Raw genomic sequence first — 19,032 nt, 5'->3', positions numbered from 1 at the left:
GGCCCGGGCGTCAGCGGCGGCGTGCGCGGGTGCGCTTGACCTTCAGGGCCTCGAAGCGCGGTACGTCGCCCTCGCGGACCCGCTGCCAGGCCCGCCGGTAGAGGTCGGCGGCCGGTTCGTCCGGAACCAGCACTCCCAGCACCGGCCGGCCGCCCGGGGCCAGCCCGTACATCGGCAGCTTCCACAGCTCCACCGGCAGCACCGGCGAGGACATCTCCGCCCAGCCTCCCGGCAGGAAGAGCGAGCGCCCGGCCCGGGTCCGGGAGGCCGTCACCACCAGTTCGGTGGCGGCCAGTTCGGCGCGGGCGGCCTTCAGCCGGGCGGGCTTCCAGCCCGTCCAGCGCGCCAGGTTGCGGTCGGTGGGGTCGGGCATCGCGAGCAGCGCCAGGTACACGGCGGCCGCGTCCGCGCCCAGGCCGTGCGCCTCGGACACCTCCGCCACCAGCTCGGGCACCGAGCGGCTCGGATCCTGCGGCCACCACGTGCCGTCCTTGTCGACGGTCCCCGCGGCCGGCGCGCCCGGATCCGCCAGGAGCGCCGCGAACCGCGGGTCGTGGACCGCCCGCAGCGCCGTCTCCACCGACGAGGGCTGCTGGTCCTCGCCGCGCAGCGCCGGCAGGTACGGGTCGGAGCCGGTGGAGTCGAGCAGGGCCGTCCGCAGCGCGGGCTTGGGCCGGTCGTCCGCGGTGGCCATGACCACCGCGCCGTAGCGCTCGTACCCCTCGCCCGTCTCGGTCGGCGTGCCCGCCGCCTTCCGGAAGTCGGGCAGGCTGGTGAAGTGCCCGATGCTGAGCATCAGTTCCGGTGCGGCGAGCCGCTGGCGCACGGCGCTCAGCGCGGGCGGCAGCGCGGCCCGCAGCGGGTCCCCGGCGGGCAGCCGGTGGGCGGCCCAGGCCGTCAGGGTGAGCGCGCCGGTCAGGATGGTCGAGGTGAACGGCTCGTCGGCCGGTTCGCGGGGCTCGACGTGGTCCCCCTTGACCTCCCAGGCGACGTCGGCGCTCAAGGCGGGCGACCGGTCCGGGCCGAGGATCGCGGCCAGGGCCCGGTGCGTGGACCAGCCGGTGCGCGCGGCTCGGGTGGCCTCGGCGAGCAGCCACTCGGGCACGGGCGTACGCCGGCCCAGGAGGCGGTTCCAGGCCCGCGCGGCGGCGGCCGCGTCCGGCCCGTCGGTCCACAGCCGCGCCGGGTCGGCGGGCAGCAGCGCGGCGACGACCTCGCGCCGCACCTCGATCTGCAGGCTCTTGAGTTCGGCGCGGGCGTGCTTCGCGTCGGCCGCCTTGACGCCCAGGACGGTGCGCAGTTCGGCTGGCAGGAAGTGGTGTTCGTAGCTGTCGATGTTCGGCAGGCCGGCCAGCAGCAGCCGGGCCAGCGTGCCGGAGACCCCGGTGAGGCGGGCGAACTCCTCCGCGGCTTCTGGCAGGAACGGCGCCGTCCCGCGCTCGGCGGCCTCGGCCAGGAAGGCCGCCAACCAGCCGGGGCCGCGCTCCCGGTCGCCGAGGGGGGCGTCGCCGCGCACGGTGTAGGGGCCGGGCACGGCGAAGCGGCCGGCCGGGTCGTACAGCAGCGCCCCGAACTCGTGGCCGCCGGGCACGGACACGTTGTGCTCGGTGAGGCCGAGGACGGCTCCGCCGCCCAGCGGGAGCAGGCTGCGGTGCGAGGTGTTGCGCTCGATGCCGTCGGGGGTGCGCAGGTGCCGCTCGTCGAGGTGGACCAGGACCCGGCGCCAGTGGTCCGCGGAGCCCTCGGCCGAGTCCAGGCCGAGCGCGTCCACCCGGCCGAGCAGGGTGCACAGGGCGGTCCGCTGCTCCTCGGTGGTGCCGACGGCGACGGCCCGGTACGCGATCGCCGCGGGCTGGTCCAGCAGCTGCGTGAAGGGGAGCGCGGAGTACGCCAGCTCGGGCAGGTCGAAGTGGAGCCGGCCGGGGACCTGTTCGGCGCCGGTGTCGGCGGCCGCCCGGACCAGCCCGTCCAGGTAGCGGTGGGCGACGTCGCTCTGGGCGCCCCAGCGGTAGTACCCGGTGCCGACGAGCCCGTGCAGCGCGTCGGCGATCAGTTCGTCGGTGGGGCCCTGGGGCTCCCGGTCGGCCGAGGCCGAGTCGGGGTCCAGCCGCGCGGCGACCCCGTCCAGCGCCTCCTGCTGGGTGATGGCGAAGCGCAGCACCTCGACGATGCCCCCGATCAGCTGCGGGGCGGTGACCTGCGGCAGCGCCGCGCGGACCAGGCCGGGCAGATCGGTGGCCGCCTCGGCGGCGGCCGCCGCCTTGAGCAGGACGCCGATCGAGGCGCCGTCGGCGGCGCGCAGGGCGGCCGAGGCCTCCGGGTCGCGCGGGCGCAGCGCGTACCAGAAGGGCAGCGGCGGGAGTTCGACGCTGCCGGTGGCGAAGGCGGCGGTGCGGTAGTCGCTGCGCGACTGGGCGGTGACCACGCCGTCCGGGTCGCTGATGCTCAGCTCGCGCCAGCGGTGGGTCAGTGCGCGGGGCCGCTCGTCGCCGGGGAAGGTGAGCGCGGCGACGGGCATCTCGGCGCCCTCGGGCACGCCGACCCGGCGGCCGCCGGTGTCCGAGGCCTCCCAGCCGCGGCCGGGGACGCGTACGGCGCGCCAGCCGAGCAGGCCGTCCGCGGGCGCGCCGAGGACCGAGCCCTCGACGGCGGGCGCGGGCCGCAGCCAGCAGGATTGGGCGGGCACGGTGTTGCCGTCCCCGGGGTGCGCGCTCAGGGCGTCGGCGAGGAAGCCGGGGGCCGAGAACCGGCCGAAGGTGCCGCCCTCGGGGTCGTACTCGCGCCAGCCGCCGTCGTGTTCCTGGTCGCGGCGCTGCCACACCCAGTACGAGGTGCCGTCGGACAGCAGCCGCCGCTCGCCCGGCAGTTTGGTGTCCCCGGCGTGCAGGACCCCGCCGCCGGTGGTGCGGCCGCCGCCGGGCAGGGGCAGGCTGATGTCCTCGGAGCGCAGGTTCCAGTAGCCGCCGTCGACGTCGACGCTGAAGACGTTGCCGGGGTCGGTGTGCCAGTAGCCCTCGACGCCCCCGGATCCGTACTGGGCCCAGAAGACGAGCAGTTCGCCGTCCACGTAGTGGAATCCGAAGCGGCGCGCGTTGTTGCTCGCCGCCCGCAGGTCGTGGGTGAGCACGGTGGAGTCGGCGTCGATGACGCGGACCTGGGTGGCGTTGGCGACGATCAGGTGGGGCCAGGCTTCGACGACGGTCAGCCCGTGCCCGCCGCCCTGTCCGGCGGGGGTCATCTCGGCGACCGCGCTCTCCCAGGCGGGCCAGCACAGTTCTTCGAAGAGGCCGGTGCGCAGGGTGCGGGCCAGGGTCTCGCCGAGGTCGGCGGCGGCGGCGAGGGCCACCTCCTCGCGGGCGAGTTCGAGGGCCTCGGCGGGCAGCCAGGTCAGCCGGCGGACGGCGTCGGGCAGTCCGGGCAGGCCCGCGGCGGTGGAGGCGCCGGCCACCTCGCGCATCCACTCGGTGAGCATGGGGCGGCCGCCGGGCGAGGCGGCGAGCAGTCGCATGACCTCCACCGCGTGGGCGTCACCGCCCAGGCCGTACGCGGCGCGCCGGAAGGCAGGCCTGAAGCGCTGGTCGGCGGCGACGGCGAGCAGGTCCCTTCGCCGGTCGGAGCGCGCCCAGTCGGCCAGGTTCAGCTGGTCGTGGCGGCGGCGCGAGCCGGAGTCGGGCTCGGGGTCGGTGACGGGGACGTCCAGGGAGAGCAGCAGGTCCAGCAGGTCGGCGTCCTCGACGCCCACCTTCAGGCCCGCTTCGCGGCCGGGCTCGGCGAGTTCGGCGCGCAGCCGGTCGGCGGCGCGGGTGACGAGGTCGAGCAGGGCGGGCAGCGTGGGGCGGGAGCCCCAGCCGGTGTGCCGGGCGGCGTGGAAGCGCTCCAGCCAGCCGGCGGCGCCGTCGGAGCAGCGCTGCTCGGCGGGCAGGTCGGCGCGGACCAGTCCGTCGGTGGCGCCGGATTCCTCCAGCAGGCCCAGCCACAGCTCGGGGAGCTCGCCGTCGCCGCCGCCGGGCGGCATCAGGCCGAGCAGGGTGCCCCGTACGGACGGCACCCGGCGGGCCAGCGCGACGAGCGCGCTGCGGTGCGCCTTCCACCAGCCGTACGCGGCGCGCAGTGTGGCCGGCAGCGGCAGCAGCTCGGCGAGGTAGTCCTGCTCGGCCTCGGTGCCGGTCAGGCCGGCCGCGCGGGCGAGGCGGCGCAGTTCGGTCGCGGCCTGGGCGGAGGGCGGCAGTCCGCCCGCGGTGCGGCGTACGCACAGCCGGCGGAAGCGCTCGTACGCCTCGGCGGGGCTGACGCGGGCGGACAGTTCCTTGGCGTAGCCGGTGAGCACCTTCACCGGGAGGGCGCCGACCAGGGCGAATTCGAGGAAGACCGCGTCGAGGCGGTCCTCGTCCACGGGCAGGCCGTGCTGGGCCTCGCTGGTGCGGGCGCGGCCGAACAGCTGGGCGGCGTAGGTGGTGTTCTCGACGGCGAGGAAGATGCGGGCGGCCTGCTCGTAGAAGACGGGCAGGAAGTGCGGGACGGCGGCGCCGAGCCGGCCGGCCAGTTCGTGGCAGGCGTCCAGGGCGGCCTTGGGCTTGGTCTTGGCCGTACGGGCGAGCCGGTCGAGTTCGGGGACCACGGCGAGGGCGTGGTGTCCGTCCTCCGGGTGGTGGACGAGGACCCATTCGGGGAAGCCGAGGGCCTGGCGCTGCCCGAGGCCGACCACGGGCGGCGCGCCCTCGGCCTCGGCGGGCACGAGTCCCAGGAAGCCGGCGGCGAGGTCCTCGGCGGCCCCCAGTTCGGCGGCGGCGAGCCGGACGACGACGCGGTCGTCGGGCAGGGCGGGGTGCCGGTAGGAGCGCGCGGTCAGGTCGACCGCCGAGGGACCCGCGCCCTCGGTGCCGCTCGGCAGTACGGCGCCGGCCTTGAGCAGCAGTTCGGCCTCGGCCGCGGCGTCGTTCGTCCTCGTGGTGCCGGTGGTGTTGCTCATCGCGCGTCCCCGCCCTCTTCGATCTTGCGCCCGGCGTACAGCGCCGCGGCCATCCGCATTCCCTCGGACCAGGCGACCGGTCCGACCTCCGTCAGGCGCACCGCCCGGCCGTTCTCGTCGTGCCAGCTCAGGGCGCCGGTGCTCGTCTCGTCCTCGTAGTACGGCTCGCCGATCCAGACCGCCGCCTCCGTGCCCCGGCCGGTGTCGCGGACCTTGCAGGTCGCGTAGCCGCCGGAGACCCGGTAGCCGAGGCCCGTGGCCCGTGCGGCCAGGCCGAAGCGGCTCGCGAAGACCCCGCCCGCGTAGTCCCGTACCTCGGTGGCGGTGGCCGCCAGGTCCCCGGGCTTCTCCCAGGTCGGCCGGTGGATCTGCTCGACGCGCTGCACGATGCCGAGTTCGGCCGCGAAGTCCCGTACGTCGTCCAGGTCGGGCAGCAGCACCGGGTGCGGCAGGGTCACCGTGCGCGGGGAGAGCCGTACGGTCTCGCCGTCGAGGTTGACCACCTTCAGCTCACCGGAGGCCGTGGCGTCCCGCAGGAAGCCCACCTCGTCCGGGTCCTCGCCGACGACGGCCATGTCGCGCAGCGCGCTCTGCCAGGCCTCGTCCGGCCAGACCCGGGCGAGGAGCGCCGTCGGCACGGGCAGCGAGGAGACCATCCAGGTGTCCACCTGGGCGATGCAGGCGGTCTCGTGCCGTTCCAGCCATTCGGCGAGCCGGCGCAGCCGGTCCACCTCGGGGTGGTCGCGCAGCGCCTTGGGCAGTGACTTCAACTGCCGTCCCGCAGTGCGGCCGGTGGCGGACCGCGCCGCCACCTTCCCTTCCACCAGGGCGATCTCGTACCCCTCGCCCGCCGCCAGCCATGCCATCAGTACGTGCCCCTCCGCCTGCCCGAATCCCGGATGCGCGCAGCCTCGACCAAGGGGAGTAGCCCCCTGAGCTGCGGTATGCCGGGAGACTAGCGAGAGCCTCTGACAACGCCCGCCGAGGGGCCCCGCTCGGCGCCCGCGCGGGCGGCCCGCTCGGCGCCCGGCCCGACGGCGGCGCGGCCGGGGCGGGTTGACCGACCGGTTGAATGTCCGGTTCTGGGTAGTCTTTCCGGGACAGTGTGCGGTGCGGGACCGGCTCGGGGTGGGTTCATGGGACGTCAGATACGTGTACGGGGTGCGGTCCTGGCGGCGGCGGTGCTGCTGGCCGTGACCGGATGCTCGGGCACCGGCGCCGTGCCGGGCAAGGACGCGAAGCCCTCGGCGGCCGCCGGCTCGCCCTCCGCTCCCGGCGGCGGTGACGCCAAACCGGCTTCGGGGGACGTGCTGCCCGGCATGGTCGGCGTCCAGGCGGCCCGTGCCCAGCTGGCCGCGCTGAAGGTCGCGCCGCCCGGGACCATGGCCGGCTACAGCCGGGCCAAGTTCACCCACTGGGCCGAGCAGGGCAACAAGTGCGACACCCGCGAGGTCGTCCTCAAGCGCGACGGCACGGACGTCAAGCAGGACTCCGAGTGCAAGGCGGTCTCCGGCACCTGGAAGAGCCTGTACGACGGGGCCGTGGTCACCGAGGCGTCGAAGATGGACATCGACCACATCGTGCCGCTCGCCGAGGGCTGGCGTTCGGGCGCGGCCGCCTGGGACGCCGCGCGGCGCAAGGCCTTCGCCAACGACCTGACCCACCCTCAGCTGTTGTCGGTGACGGCGGCCACGAACCGTTCGAAGGGCGACCAGAGCCCCGACCTGTGGCAGCCGCCGGACAAGTCGAGCTGGTGCCAGTACGGGAGGGCCTGGACCATCGTGAAATCCACCTACGGCCTGACCGTGACGGAACCGGAGAAGAAGATGCTCACGACGATGCTGGACGGCTGCGCGGCATGACCGGACGACAGCACACGGCCGGACCGCGGCAGTGGTGCGACGAGGTCCTGGCCGGGCCCGGCGGGGCGATGACGGAGGAGGTCGGGGTCATCACGGGCCCGCTGACCCTGCGTACGACGGCGCTCCCGGACGGCCGCCTGGTCCGGATCGACGTCCAGTACAAGGACGCGGAGGAGTGGTACACGCTGACCGGCAGCCCGGTCCCGCACCACGCGGACCCGGCGGCCGTCCACCGGGCGGCCCTCGCGGCGGTCCGCACCGGCCATGCCGCCCAGGCCCCGGTCCTGCCTCCGGGCCCGGCCGCCGGCTGACCCGCTGCGGCGGGCCCGGCCGCAGATCAGCATCATGATCCCCATGACACCGATATCCACACCGACGCCGATCACGGCCATGGACCTCACCGGCTTCACCGAGCGCGAGCAAGGGGTCTGGACCGACGAGAGGGGCCTCGTCCTCTCGGTCCACTTCTTCCCCCTGGTCCCGGACCTGCCGGCGCCGCTGCACGAGGGCGACCGGCTCCGGCACGGCCTCGCCCGCTCCGTGGCCCGGGCGGGCGGCGGGCTGATCGAGGCCGTGCCCGGCGAGGTGGACTCCGTCCCGGCCGTACGGCAGCTGGTCAAGATCCGGCGGCCGAACACCGAGCACGGGCTGGTGTTCCTCGCCTCCTGGACCGTGCCGAAGGAGGGCTGCAGCACGGTGATCAAGGTGCAGGCGGGCGAGCAGGGCACGACGGGCATGCGGGAGGCCCTGGTCGGTGCCCGCGTGGGCCACGAGAACTACTTCCGCCCGCACCCGTACGGGCCGGACGTGACGGGCGGCCTGCCGTACCACGTGGCCGACCTCGAGGAGTGGGACGCGCAGTTCCCCGAGCACCCGCTCACGCTGGTCCGCGGCGCGCTGCGGCGCATCGCCCCGACGGTGGTCTTCCACGAGCGGTTCAAGGCCCTCCCGCCGTTCGGCCCGCCGGCCGCCCCGCGGCGCCGCTGGTTCCGCCGGCCCTGACCCGCGGGCCGCGGAAGGAGCCCCCGGGCCGGCCTCGGGACGGCCTCGTGCCAAGCCTCGCTTCAGGCCTCGTATTCCGTCAGGTCGATGCTGTGGACCTGGAGCAGGTGGCCGTGCTCCGGGTCCGTGGTGTCGAGGTCCAGCACCATGCCCAGCTTGCGGATCACGTTCTCGGACTCCTCGTGGCCCGACCGGTTGACCGCGATCACCCGGTCGAGACCGCGGTCCTGGAGGGCGAACTCCAACGTGGCCTGCGCGGCCTCGGAGGCGTAGCCCTGGCCCCAGTACGGCCGGCCGAGACGCCAGCTGACCGCCACGAAGTCCCGTACCTCCGAGGGGGACTGCGCCACGGTCAGGCCGACCGCGCCGATCAGCTCGCCCGAGGCCAGGAGCTCGACGGCGAAGAGGCCGAAGCCCTCCTCGTCCCACTCCTCCTCCCAGCGCTCGATCTCCTCGGCGGTCTCCTCCAGGTCGAGGGTGGAGCCGTCGCCGATCCAGCGCATCACGTCCGGGTCGGCGTTGATCTCCGACAGGGGGACGAGGTCGTCGTCGGTCCAGCGGCGCAGGAGCAGGCGGGGGGTGCGGATCTCGGTCATGCCCCCATCCTGCCGAACACCGCCGACCAGCGGTAATCGGGTCCGCCCGGGCGGCCGCCGCGGACCCGGCCACCGCCCCGGCCCCCGGTCAGGGGGTGTGGAAGCGGACCTCCGGGGCCTGCGGGTCCGGGCCGTCGAGCAGCGGCTGCGGGACGCCCTTCAGGTGCTGGTCGAAGAAGGCGCCGACGTAGCGCCGGGTCAGCTCGACCGAACGGGCGCCGGGCAGCGGCGTCAGCGGGGGCAGCCCCAGCTGGTCGCTCATGGTGGGCCAGTCGGTGAAGGTGAAGTGGTGGGAGGCGTCGAGGGTGATCCAGCGCTTCCAGCCGTCGAGCCGCTTCCAGTTGGGGTCCCAGCTCGCCTCTCCGGTACCGGTGTTGCCCGGGCGGGACTCCTGCGCGCCGAGCAGCATGAAGGGCCTGCCGCCGAGCCCGCCCGCCGGGACCGGCGAGAACACCCCGCCGTCCATGTCGATCCCGGCCCGGATCCGCGGGTCGGTGGCCATGGCGGCGACCGCGGCGGAGCCGCCGATGGAGTGCCCGGCCATCGCGATCCGGCCCGGGTCGATGAGGCCGGCGTTGTGCCAGGCCGGGTGGCGGCCGGTGAGCCGGTCCAGGAGGAAGGAGACGTCACGGGCCCGGTTGTCGGTGACCTGCCTGGCGCCCTCCTCGCTGTTGGCCTTCCCACAGGCCAGGCAGGTCAGGACGCGCCCGCCGGGGAAGGCCGTACCGGAGGTCTCGTACGCGTGGTCCACGGCGGCGACCACGTAGCCGCGGGAGGCGAGCTCCTCGGCGAGGGAGGTGAGGGTGGCGCGCGGGACGGTGAATCCGGGCGACAGGACGATCAGGGGGTACCGGCCGGCCACGGGACGGGCGTCGGAGCGGGCGTAGGCCTTGGTCCCGACCAGGCTCTCGACCGCGACGGCCTCGTCCAGGTCGCGGTCGGCCAGCAGCAGCCGGGCCTCCTCGTGGGTGAGCCAGGGCCGGACGGGCCCCCCGGTGCCGCGCTGGGCCGGGTAGCGCATGGTCACCATCAGCTCGCGCGGTCCGGACCCCGCCCAGGGGTCGGTCCGGCTGCGGTCCACCAGGTGCAAGGTCTCCTGGCCGACCGCGAACGTGCCGGTGGGGCGCGGCAGTTGCGGCAGCACCACACGGGAGTCCGCGGAGCCGGCCGTCGGCGGCGGGGCGGCCGCGGCGGGGCCGGCGGCCACCAGTGGCAGCGGCAGCAGGAGGGCGAGTAACGCGAGGGATGCGGCGGTTCGGCGTCGGTTCATGACGTCGAACCTACGCAGCGGGCCGCGCGTGATCGTCACCTCTCAGGAGGAGCGGGGCCTCCCCCTGCGGGACACCCGGCTCCCCCTCCGGGAGGAGGGTCAGGACACGGTGATCGCGTCCAGTTTCGCCCTCAGGTAGGCGTGGGAGTCCACGGGCTCGTGGACCACCCGGCCGATCGGGGCCGGGAGGGACTCGACCCGGGTGTGCGCGTCGCATTCGTAGAAGTAGACGAGCGAGACGAGCTCCTCGGCCGGTGCGTCGGACGGCGGCGGCAGGACGCGGTGGCGGCCTGCGCGCCAGCGGTCCCCCGTCCAGCGGGCCATCAGGTCGCCGATGTTCACGGTGAGCGCGGCCGGGTCGTAGGGGGCGTCCTGCCAGCCGTCGGCGTCGGTGTGGATCTGGAGTCCGCCCGCGCCCGGCTCGCGGTCGAGGACGGTGACCGTCCCGAAGTCCGTGTGCGCCCCGATGCGGAACTGGCCGGGCAGCGGTTCGCCGATCACCTCGGTGCCCGGGTACCAGTTGAGGTTGAACCCCCAGGTGGGGTGCCCGGTGTGGCGGGTGAAGTGGTCCTCGGCGAGGCCGAGTGCGAAAGCGAGGAGCTCCAGCAGCTCGTCGGACAGCTCCCTCATCCGGGCGATGTACTCGAGGGCCTGCGGCCGCAGCGCCGGCACCTCGGCCGGCCAGGCGTTCGGGCGGAACCACTCGGCGTCCACGGACGGGTTGCCGGTGGGCTCGTCCGCCGCGCAGGACCAGGACTCCTTGAGGTCGGGCGGCGAGGCCGCGCCCTCCGCGTAGCTGTTGGCCTCGGCGCCCGGGCCGAGCCAGCCGCGGCCGCCGACCGCGACCGCGTACGGCTCCTTCGCCTCGGCCGGCTGCCGGAAGAACTCCTTGGCGGCCGCCCGGATCCGCGCGGGCAGCCCCGGATCCACCCCGTGCCCGGTGACCAGCAGGAACCCGGCGCTCTGGAGGGCCTCGTCGACGCGGGCGGCGATCCGTTCGCGCGCCCCGGCCTCGCCGGACCGCCACGGCCCGAGGTCGATCACGGGAATTCGGGAACGGGCGGAAGCGGGGGAAATCGGAGAACTCGCCATCGGGGCCTGCCTTCCGAGCCGGTGTCGGGCGTCCGCCTCCCACGCTATCGCCCCGCCTCCCCGCCCGGACTCAAGGACGCTGCTCCAGGCCGCTGCACGGCGGGGAGTCCGCAGCGTAGGTCAGGTGCGCCGACCACTGGGCGCGGGCCCACGGCTACGGCGGCCGGGAGGAGCGCGCCGCCGCGCAGGCCCGGGAGGCCGACCCCGACCGGCGGTACTTCCGCGGACTGTCGGCGGCCGGGCGGCCGGCCGCCCGTACCCCGACCCGAAGCGACCTACCGAACGGCCCCGCGCAGGGTGTAGCGGGCTCCGCCGTCCTCGGTGGAGCCCGTCCGCTCGAACCCCGCCCGTACGAGCACGCCGTGGGAGGGGGCGTTGTCCGCGTCGACGCGGGCGTGCAGCGCGCTCACGCCGGGCTGGGCGAGGGCCCAGGCGACCAGGCCCCTCAGCGCCTCGGTGACGTACCCGTTGCCGCGGGCCGACGGTACGAGGTCGTAGCCGACCTCCGCGTTCCCCTCGGCGTCGGGGGCGCCGTGGAAGCCGATCCCGCCGATCGCCCGCCGGTCCTGCGTACGGACGATGGCGTACGCGCCCCACCCCGGGCGGAACGTTCCCTCCTCCCGCGACTTGGCCACCATCCCGGAGGCGGCCCGGGTGCCCTCGCCGGGGCCGTCCTCGGCCCAGGCGAAGCCGCCGGTGCCGCCGCCGTGGAGGTCCGCGGCGACGAGCGGGGAGATCTCGCAGAGCACGACGCGTTCCGCGGTGACGGGTTCGGCGTACCAGCGCCAGGCGGTGCGGCGCGGCAGGCCCGGGAGTTCGCCCCGGCCGGTCGCCCACAGCAGGGTGGGCCACGCTCCGGCGAGGTCGCGCGGCACCTGCGGGAAGAGCCGGTCGAGGACCTGCTCGCAGAGGTCCGCGTCGGGCTCCCAGCCGTGGACGCCGAGACCGTTCAGGATGTCGTGGGTGTGCAGCAGCGTCTCGACGACGCCCATCGCGGCGAATCCGTCCGGGCCCGCCATGCCGTACGGATGCCAGGCGCGGACCCCGGGGTCGGTCACGGCCACGGCGGCGGACAGCAGGCCTCCGGTGGCCTCGATGACCTGGATCAGGCCTTCGGGGGCGGTGCCGGGGTCGGCGCTGATGTCGAAGGGGGCGTACCCGCTGGTCGAGCGGCCGGTGAGCTGGGTGGCGTACCCGATGAAATCGCTCGCCACGTGGACGGCGGTGTCGTGACAGCTCCACTCGAGGCCGGCGGCCGGGACGGACCAGTCGAGGTGCGCCGCCTCGCGGAGCGCCTGCACGGTGAGGGACACGGATCGGTCTACGGCTTCGGAGCCCATGATCGTCATGGGCCGCACCTTAGGACCGCCGTCCGCACCCGGGCCACCGGATATCCGGGGCGCGGTCGCGGAGGCGTCAGGAGTCGGGGGCCGGGAGCGGGCCGCCGCAGCGGGAGCAGGACCGGGCGCCGCGGTGGTCGGCGAGCCGGCCGCAGTCGGGGCAGACCAGGTGGAGCAGGCAGGCCGGCTCACCGCCCCCGGCGGGGTCGGGAGCCGGGGCGCGGGCCGCGTCGTCGGCGGGCGGGCGCGCCTGTGGATCGTCGGCGTGCGTGGTCATGTTCCGTCCTTCCCGTATCCGTATCCCTCCCCCGGGAGGGGCCGCGCACACCTGACGGATAGGGTCGTAGCCGGTCGGCGTCGGCCGTACCAGGGACGGACGCGAGGCCGGGGCGGCGGTTGATCACCCTGCCTCCGTGCCGCCCCGACCGCGTTCACCCCTTCGTCCTGCCCCGGAATCCGTACATGAGCACCGTCCTGCCCTCCCCGTCCCCTTCCGCCGCCACCCCCGCCCCCGCATCCGCCGCCGGGCCGGCCCGGCGGCGGATCACCGCCGGCCGGGCTCCGGCCCGCCCCACCACCGCGGCCGCGTTCCACAGCATCAGCGCCGTGACAGCGGTCCTGCTGGGGCTCGTCGGGATCGGCGCGCTGCTCCACGAGCCGGTGCTCATACCGCCGCTGGCCGCCAGCGCCGCCCTCGTGCACAGCGCCCCGACCCTGCCGCTGGCCCAGCCGCGCGGTGTGGTCGTCGGCCATCTGCTCGGCACCGCCGTCGGCTACGGCGCCCTCGCCGCCGCCGGCAGCAGCGCCTGGGCCGCGGCCGTCGCGGCCGGGGTCACGCTCGCACTGCTGATGGCCGCCCGCACCCCGCACTCGCCCGCCTGCGCGACCTCCGTGGTGATCGTGCTCCAGAGCCCGGCCCCGGCCCGGTTCGTCCCGCTGCTCTTCGGTGCGACGGTGCTGCTCGTCCTGACCGGGTACGCCGCTTCACGCATCCGGCGCAAGGCGCCGAGGTACCCCGCCTACTGGTGGTGACCCGTCCGGTCCTGCGCCGCGCGTCCGGCCGATGAATGGGCGGCGCTGCGGGAGTCTGTAGGAGGCATCCGGAGCGGGATCGGGAGAGGTGGAGTGATGAGTGGACTGCGCGACATCCTGGAACGGCACGTGAGCAGCGGATCGCTGCCCGGGGCGGTGGGCCTGGTGGCCCGCGGCGACCGGGTGGAGGTCGAGGCGGTGGGCTCGGCCGACCTGGAGGGCACGGCTCCGATGGTCCGCGACTCGATCTTCCGGATCGCCTCGATGACCAAGCCCCTGACGGCCGCCGCCACGATGACGCTCGTCGAGGAGCGCCTGCTGGCCCTGGGGGACGAGATCGCGCCGTGGCTGCCGGAGCTGGCCGCCCCGCTGGTCGCCCGTACGCCCGCGAGTGCGCTCGACGACCTGGTGCCCGCCGACCGCCCGATCACGGTGTTCGACCTCCTCACCTCCCGCGCCGGGTACGGGTTCCCGTCCGACTTCTCGCTGCCGGCGCTCGCGCCGCTGGTCGGCGAGTTGAAGCAGGGCCCGGCGCGACCGCAGGACATCGCGGCGCCGGACGTCTGGCTGAAGACGCTGGCGGGCATCCCGCTGCTGCACCAGCCGGGCGAGGCCTTCCTGTACAACACCTGCTCGGACATCCTGGGCGTGCTGATCGCCCGGGTCTCGGGGCAGTCCCTGCCCGAGTTCATGGCCGAGCGGATCTTCGAGCCGCTGGGCATGTCCGACACCGGGTTCTGCGTCCCGGCCTCCGACCTCGGCCGGTTCACGAGCTTCTACCGCGAGGGCGAGGACGGCCTCGCCCTGGCCGACGCCCCCCACGATCAGTGGAGCAGCCTCCCCGCCTTCCCCTCCGGCGCCGGCGGCCTGGTCTCGACCGCCGACGACTGGTGGGCGTTCGGCCGGATGCTCCTCGCGCAGGGGGAGCTGGACGGGGGCCGGGGGCGGCTCCTGTCGGCCGACTCGGTGCGGCGGATGACCACCGACTGGCTGACCCCGGCCCAGCGGTCCGCCGGCGAGCTGTTCCTGGAGGGGCAGGGCTGGGGGTTCGGCGGCTCGGTGGACATCACGGCCCGCGACCCGTGGAACGTGCCGGGGCGGTACGGCTGGATCGGCGGCAGCGGAACCGCCGGCCACGTCACCCCGGCCACCGGCACCGTCTCCATCGTGCTCACCCAGCGCGAAATGAACAGCCCGACCCCGCCCGCCGTGATGCGCGATTTCTGGACGTACGCGGCCGGCGCCTGAATCCGATCCGGCCGCCCGGCAATATGCGGATGGATTATCGAGACCAATGCGATCATGACCCCATACGGGACAGATCCCTGGTCAGAGCACCTGTATCGTCTCTCCGAATATCGTTCGGCGAGAGACGTTGATGAACCACAGAACTGAACACTCCAGACGCCGCCACCGGCGGGCGGTTTCCTTTGCCGCAATAGCCGGAATCATTGCTTCCGGAATTGCGCTCTCCCCCTCGGCGGCGGCCCCCGCCTCCGCGGCGGAAGATCCCGTGGCCAACGGCTCGACGAGCCCGGAGGACTGGGCGCTCAGCCAGGCGAAGGCCACCGGCAAGCCGTACGAACTGACCGCGGCGCGGACCGAGACCACGGACACCTGGGCGCAGCCGGACGGCACCTGGACCGTCAAGCGCTACGGCAGCGCGGTGCGCGTCCTGCGCGGCGGCGTCTGGGTCGCCACCGACGCGACCCTCGCCTTCGCCGCGGGAGGGGCGGTGAAGCCGAAGGCCTCCCTGCTGGACGTCACCTTCTCCGGCGGCGGCACCGCGCCCCTGCTGTCCGGGGTCAAGGACGGCCGCAACCTCACGCTCACCTGGCCCAAGGCGCTCCCCAAGCCCACGCTCGCGGGCAACGTCGCCACCTACGCCGAGGTGCTGCCCGGCGTGGACCTCCAGCTGAAGGCGGAGGTGGAGGGCTTCTCCCAGCTGCTGGTCGTCAAGACGGCCGCGGCGGCCAAGAACCCCGAACTGGCTTCGCTGAAGTTCAAGTTCTCCACGGTCGGCCTGGACGTCTCCACCGACGCCGACACCGGCAGCGTGCTGGCCGTCGACCCGGCGGGTCAGACGGTCTTCACCAGCCCCTCGCCGACCATGTGGGACTCCACGACCGCCTCCAGCGCCGCCGCGCCCGCCGCCCGGAGCGCCTTCGGCTCTTCCGCGGCGGCCGCGGCCGCCGCGGAGCCGGCGCCCTCGGACGCCTTCGAGCCGCCGCCCGGCTCCAAGGACGCCCCGATGCCGACGACGGTCGCCGGGGACACCCTCGAGATCAAGCCCGACCAGGCGCTGCTGACCGGCTCCGACACCCGCTACCCGGTCTTCATCGACCCGTCCTGGGACTGGGGCAAGAAGCAGAACTGGACGCGGGTCTACAAGCACTACCCGCGCACCTCGTTCTGGAACACCAAGGACCCCATCCGGGTGGGCTACGAGGCGGAGACCGGCGGATCCGACCGGATCTCCCGCTCCTTCGTCCAGCTCGACACCAGCCCCGTGATGGGCGCCGACGTCAAGACGGCGACCTTCCGGATCAAGAACACCTGGTCCTGGTCCTGCCAGGACCGGCCGGTGCAGCTCTGGCAGACCGGCGACATCTCCCGCCAGACCAACTGGAACAACCAGCCCGGCAAGATCGGCGGCTCGCCGCTGGCCACCGTCAACGACTCCAAGGGCTGGAGCAACGACTGCGCGGCCGGGAACCTGGAGTTCGACGTCACCAACCTGGTCAAGTCCCGGGCCAAGCCGAGCAGCGGCAGCCCCAAGGCCTCGGTGACGCTCGGCCTCTACGCGGCCGACGAGGCGGACACCTTCGGCTGGAAGAAGTTCGACGCCAAGACCGCCGTCCTGGAGTTCACGTACAACAACCCGCCGAAGAGGCCCGAGGACCTCGGCACCAGCCCGAAGACGGACTGCGCCACCGGCGGTGTCATCGGCAACACCCGGGTCAGCCTCTACGCGACCACCGACGACAAGGACGCGGGCAACCTGTCCGCGGAGTTCCGGCTGTTCAAGCCCGGCGTCACCACCCCGTTCAAGACGGTGCAGCTGCCCGCGCTCAAGAACCGGGCCACCACCTGGGCCGTCCCGGACGCGGACCTGCCCACCGGTGACTACACGTGGAACGTCGTGGCGCGCGACCAGGACAACGCGCCCTCCGCGGTCTCGAAGACCTGCAAGTTCACCGTGGACCGGACCCGGCCGAGCAAGCCTCCGGTGATCTCCTCCACGGTGTTCCCCAACGGTGAGAGCGGCTGGCCCGCCACCACCGGCAAGGCCCGGACCCCCGGCGCCTTCTCCTTCGCCCCCAACGGCGCCACCGACGTGGTCGGCTACCACTACTGGTCCGACTCCGACCCCGAGGTGCAGGAGGCCGCGCCCGGCACCAAGGTGAACGTCACCCCGCCCAGCTTCGGCCCGCACTTCGTGTACGCGTACAGCGTGGACAAGGCCGGCAACCGGTCGGACATCGCCACCTACCTCTACTACGCCACCCGCAGCACCAGCCGGGACGTCCAGGGCGACCTCAACGGCGACGGCATCCGGGACATCTGGAGCGTCGACTCCAACGGCACCCTGATGACCTACGCCAGCCAGGGCAACAAGGAGTTCAACAACGCCACGAACGCCGGCGGCTCCTTCGCGGGCAAGCAGGTCGCCACGACCGGCGACTGGGAGCAGGACGGCTACAACGACCTGGCCGTCCTGGAGTACAGCGCGACCGACAAGCGCAACAGGATCCGGCTCTACTCGAACGACGGCACCGGCCGGATCCGCCCGGACAAGAACGTCGTACTCGACGTCACCTGCCCCGTCGCCGACCCGGACATGGGCTGCGACTCCGGTGACGACCACTGGAGCGACGCCGACCAGATCGCCGCGCCCGGCGACCTGAACGGGGACGGCCAGCCCGACCTCCTGGTCAAGCAGGGCAAGCTGCTCTGGGCCTACTACGGCAACCGGGCCGGCAAGGACCTCGACCTGGCCAACAGCCGCCACCCCGCTCTCGTCGGCGGCACCGACTGGGACAAGTTCACCCTGATCACCCCGGGCGACGTCAACGCGGACGGCCTGCCGGACCTGTGGCTGCGCGACAACGCGAGCGGTGACATCCTGCGGTCCTACGCGACCAAGGGCTCGAACGGCGAGGTGGACCCGGCCAAGTGGGGCCTGGCCGCCGACCGCGTGAAGATCGGTGGCGGGCTGAAGGCCGCGGAGTACCCGATCATCGGATCCTCCGGCGACTACACGAACGACCCGGCGGGGGCGGTCTACGCCGACCTGTGGGCCCGCAAGGCCGACAACACCATGTTCGGCTGGGCCGGCCAGGCTCCCAACCCGACCAACAACATCTCGTTCGGCAGCCGGTTCACCATCGACGGCGTGACCGGCGGCACCTTCATCCCGACCGGCACGAGCATCGCGTCCGGCCAGTCCTACACGTCCAACTCCGCCAAGCTCACCATGCAGGCCGACGGCGACCTCGTCATCACCTCCAACGCCGGCAAGGCGCTGTGGCGGACGAACACCGCGGGCAATGCCGGAGCCAAGGCCCTGATGCAGTCCGACGGCAACCTGGTCGTCTACAAGGCCGACGGCGGCACCCGGCTCTGGGAGTCCAAGTCCCAGGCGGCGGACGGCTACGCGCTGCTGCAGGACCGCGGCAACCTGGTGATCTACAACACCGCGGGCCAGTCCAAGTGGTCCAGCAACACCGTGGTCCGGGACGACTACAACGGCGACGGCCGCAGCGACATGGCCGCCTGGTACGTCGCCGCGGACAGCCGGTCCTCGCTGAACACCTTCCTCGCGAACAGCGACGGCTCCCTGCAGGGGCCGCTGAAGGGCTACGAGTCCCAGCCGGGCAGCTGGAACACCGACAACATGAAGTTCTCCACCGGCGACTACAACGGCGACGGCCGCGCCGACATGGCGGGCCTCTACGACTACGGCGACGGCGTGGTCAAGCTGTTCACGGCGCTCGGCCAGGCCGACGGCAAGCTGGCGAGTCCGACGGTCTCCTGGTCCTCGGGCAAGGGCGGCTTCTACTCGTCCTCGATGACCCTGAACTCGGGCGACTTCAACGGCGACGGCCGGGACGACCTCATGGCCTGGTACTCGTACTGGGACGGCACGGACACCCTGTTCACCTTCACCGCCAACGTGAACGGCGGCTTCAACGCCCCGTTCCCCTCGCACCACGAGGGCTCCACCGGCTGGGACGTCAAGCGCTCGAAGTTCATCACCGGCGACTTCAACGGCGACGGACGCGACGACCTCTCGGCCCTGTACGGGTACGGCAACGGCGACGTGAAGGCGCTGACCTTCCTCGCCCAGCCCAACGGCGGATTCGGGGACCACTTCCCGTCCTGGAGCGGCACCATCACGAGCTGGGGCGACTGGAACCGCACGTTCCCGCACTCCGGCGACTTCAACGGCGACGGCCTGGACGACATGCTGCTCTGGTACGACTACGCCGACGGCCACGACGGCATGTTCCTGGCCGCCGCCAACGCCGGCAAGGACGGCGGGTTCTCCACCTCCTCGTCCGTGATGTGGCAGTCGGCAGCCGGCAACTGGACGTACGGCCAGATGAAGATCGTGCCCGGCGACTACGACGGGGACGGCCGCGACGACATGGGCAACATGTTCGGCTACGCCAACGGATCGGTGCAGCTGTTCACCCACCTCTCCTCCCCGACCGGCACGCTGAACAGCGCCAAGGGCGGCTGGAGCGCACCGTCCGGCTGGAACTGGTCGCAGACCGACTTCCTGCGGCGCTACAGCTGACGCACGGGCCGGTCCGCGGACCGGCCGCGAAGAAGGCTGCGAAGGAGGCCCGGGGCGGATCGCCCC

At 73.8% G+C, this 19,032-nt stretch carries 13 protein-coding genes; 6 read left to right on the top strand and 7 right to left on the bottom strand.

The window, feature by feature from the left end:
- Positions 1-10 precede the first annotated feature (10 nt).
- Complete coding sequence (locus tag ACFYZS_RS36780) at positions 11-4,969, bottom strand: DNA-binding protein (RefSeq protein WP_389022747.1); 4,959 nt, start codon at positions 4,967-4,969, stop codon at positions 11-13.
- Positions 4,966-5,835 (bottom strand): DUF4132 domain-containing protein, encoded by an 870-nt coding sequence (locus ACFYZS_RS36775; RefSeq protein ID WP_389022745.1) that lies wholly within the window; start codon positions 5,833-5,835, stop codon positions 4,966-4,968. The genes ACFYZS_RS36780 and ACFYZS_RS36775 overlap by 4 nt, the downstream gene beginning before the upstream one ends.
- A 270-nt stretch (positions 5,836-6,105) precedes the next feature.
- On the opposite strand from ACFYZS_RS36775, the gene ACFYZS_RS36770 reads away from it, so the two are divergent.
- Genes ACFYZS_RS36770 through ACFYZS_RS36760 form a run of 3 tightly spaced genes read left to right on the top strand, consistent with a single transcriptional unit; the run spans position 6,106 to position 7,833 of the window.
- Positions 6,106-6,831, top strand: coding sequence for an HNH endonuclease family protein (locus ACFYZS_RS36770; protein WP_389022742.1), 726 nt, complete (start codon positions 6,106-6,108; stop codon positions 6,829-6,831).
- Positions 6,828-7,142 (top strand): hypothetical protein, encoded by a 315-nt coding sequence (locus ACFYZS_RS36765; RefSeq protein WP_389022740.1) that lies wholly within the window; start codon positions 6,828-6,830, stop codon positions 7,140-7,142. The genes ACFYZS_RS36770 and ACFYZS_RS36765 overlap by 4 nt, the downstream gene beginning before the upstream one ends.
- A gap of 43 nt (positions 7,143-7,185) precedes the next feature.
- Positions 7,186-7,833: a hypothetical protein gene (locus ACFYZS_RS36760; RefSeq protein WP_389022737.1), complete on the top strand. Its 648-nt coding sequence runs from the start codon at positions 7,186-7,188 to the stop codon at positions 7,831-7,833.
- 62 nt (positions 7,834-7,895) lie between these two features.
- On the opposite strand, the gene ACFYZS_RS36755 is transcribed toward ACFYZS_RS36760, so the two are convergent.
- From ACFYZS_RS36755 to ACFYZS_RS36735, 5 genes are all read right to left on the bottom strand, one after another.
- Positions 7,896-8,429: a GNAT family N-acetyltransferase gene (locus ACFYZS_RS36755; RefSeq protein ID WP_030153966.1), complete on the bottom strand. Its 534-nt coding sequence runs from the start codon at positions 8,427-8,429 to the stop codon at positions 7,896-7,898.
- An 88-nt stretch (positions 8,430-8,517) separates the two neighbouring features.
- Positions 8,518-9,699, bottom strand: a complete 1,182-nt coding sequence (locus ACFYZS_RS36750) for an alpha/beta hydrolase family protein (protein ID WP_389022734.1) — start codon at positions 9,697-9,699, stop codon at positions 8,518-8,520.
- A 99-nt stretch (positions 9,700-9,798) separates the two neighbouring features.
- Positions 9,799-10,791, bottom strand: a complete 993-nt coding sequence (locus ACFYZS_RS36745; protein WP_389022731.1) for an isopenicillin N synthase family dioxygenase — start codon at positions 10,789-10,791, stop codon at positions 9,799-9,801.
- Between the two features lie 275 nt (positions 10,792-11,066).
- Positions 11,067-12,140, bottom strand: coding sequence for a GNAT family N-acetyltransferase (locus ACFYZS_RS36740; protein WP_389022727.1), 1,074 nt, complete (start codon positions 12,138-12,140; stop codon positions 11,067-11,069).
- A gap of 67 nt (positions 12,141-12,207) precedes the next feature.
- Positions 12,208-12,408 carry a hypothetical protein gene (locus ACFYZS_RS36735; protein ID WP_389022725.1) on the bottom strand — a complete coding sequence of 67 codons (201 nt, stop codon included), beginning with the start codon at positions 12,406-12,408 and terminating at the stop codon, positions 12,208-12,210.
- Positions 12,409-12,593: 185 nt separating this feature from the next.
- Between ACFYZS_RS36735 and ACFYZS_RS36730 the strand changes: the two genes are divergently transcribed.
- From ACFYZS_RS36730 to ACFYZS_RS36720, 3 genes are all read left to right on the top strand, one after another.
- Positions 12,594-13,163, top strand: a complete 570-nt coding sequence (locus ACFYZS_RS36730; protein ID WP_389022722.1) for an HPP family protein — start codon at positions 12,594-12,596, stop codon at positions 13,161-13,163.
- A 96-nt stretch (positions 13,164-13,259) separates the two neighbouring features.
- Positions 13,260-14,411, top strand: a complete 1,152-nt coding sequence (locus tag ACFYZS_RS36725) for a serine hydrolase domain-containing protein (protein WP_389022719.1) — start codon at positions 13,260-13,262, stop codon at positions 14,409-14,411.
- 265 nt (positions 14,412-14,676) lie between these two features.
- On the top strand, positions 14,677-18,966 hold the full coding sequence (locus ACFYZS_RS36720) for an FG-GAP-like repeat-containing protein (protein ID WP_389022716.1): 4,290 nt from the start codon (positions 14,677-14,679) through the stop codon (positions 18,964-18,966).
- The last annotated feature ends 66 nt before the right edge of the window (positions 18,967-19,032 follow it).

Source organism: Streptomyces sp. NPDC001903 (assembly GCF_042891345.1).
Taxonomy (GTDB): domain Bacteria; phylum Actinomycetota; class Actinomycetes; order Streptomycetales; family Streptomycetaceae; genus Streptomyces.
The sequence above is the reverse complement of the archived record's forward strand: the minus strand, read 5'-3'. Positions and strand labels throughout refer to the sequence as shown.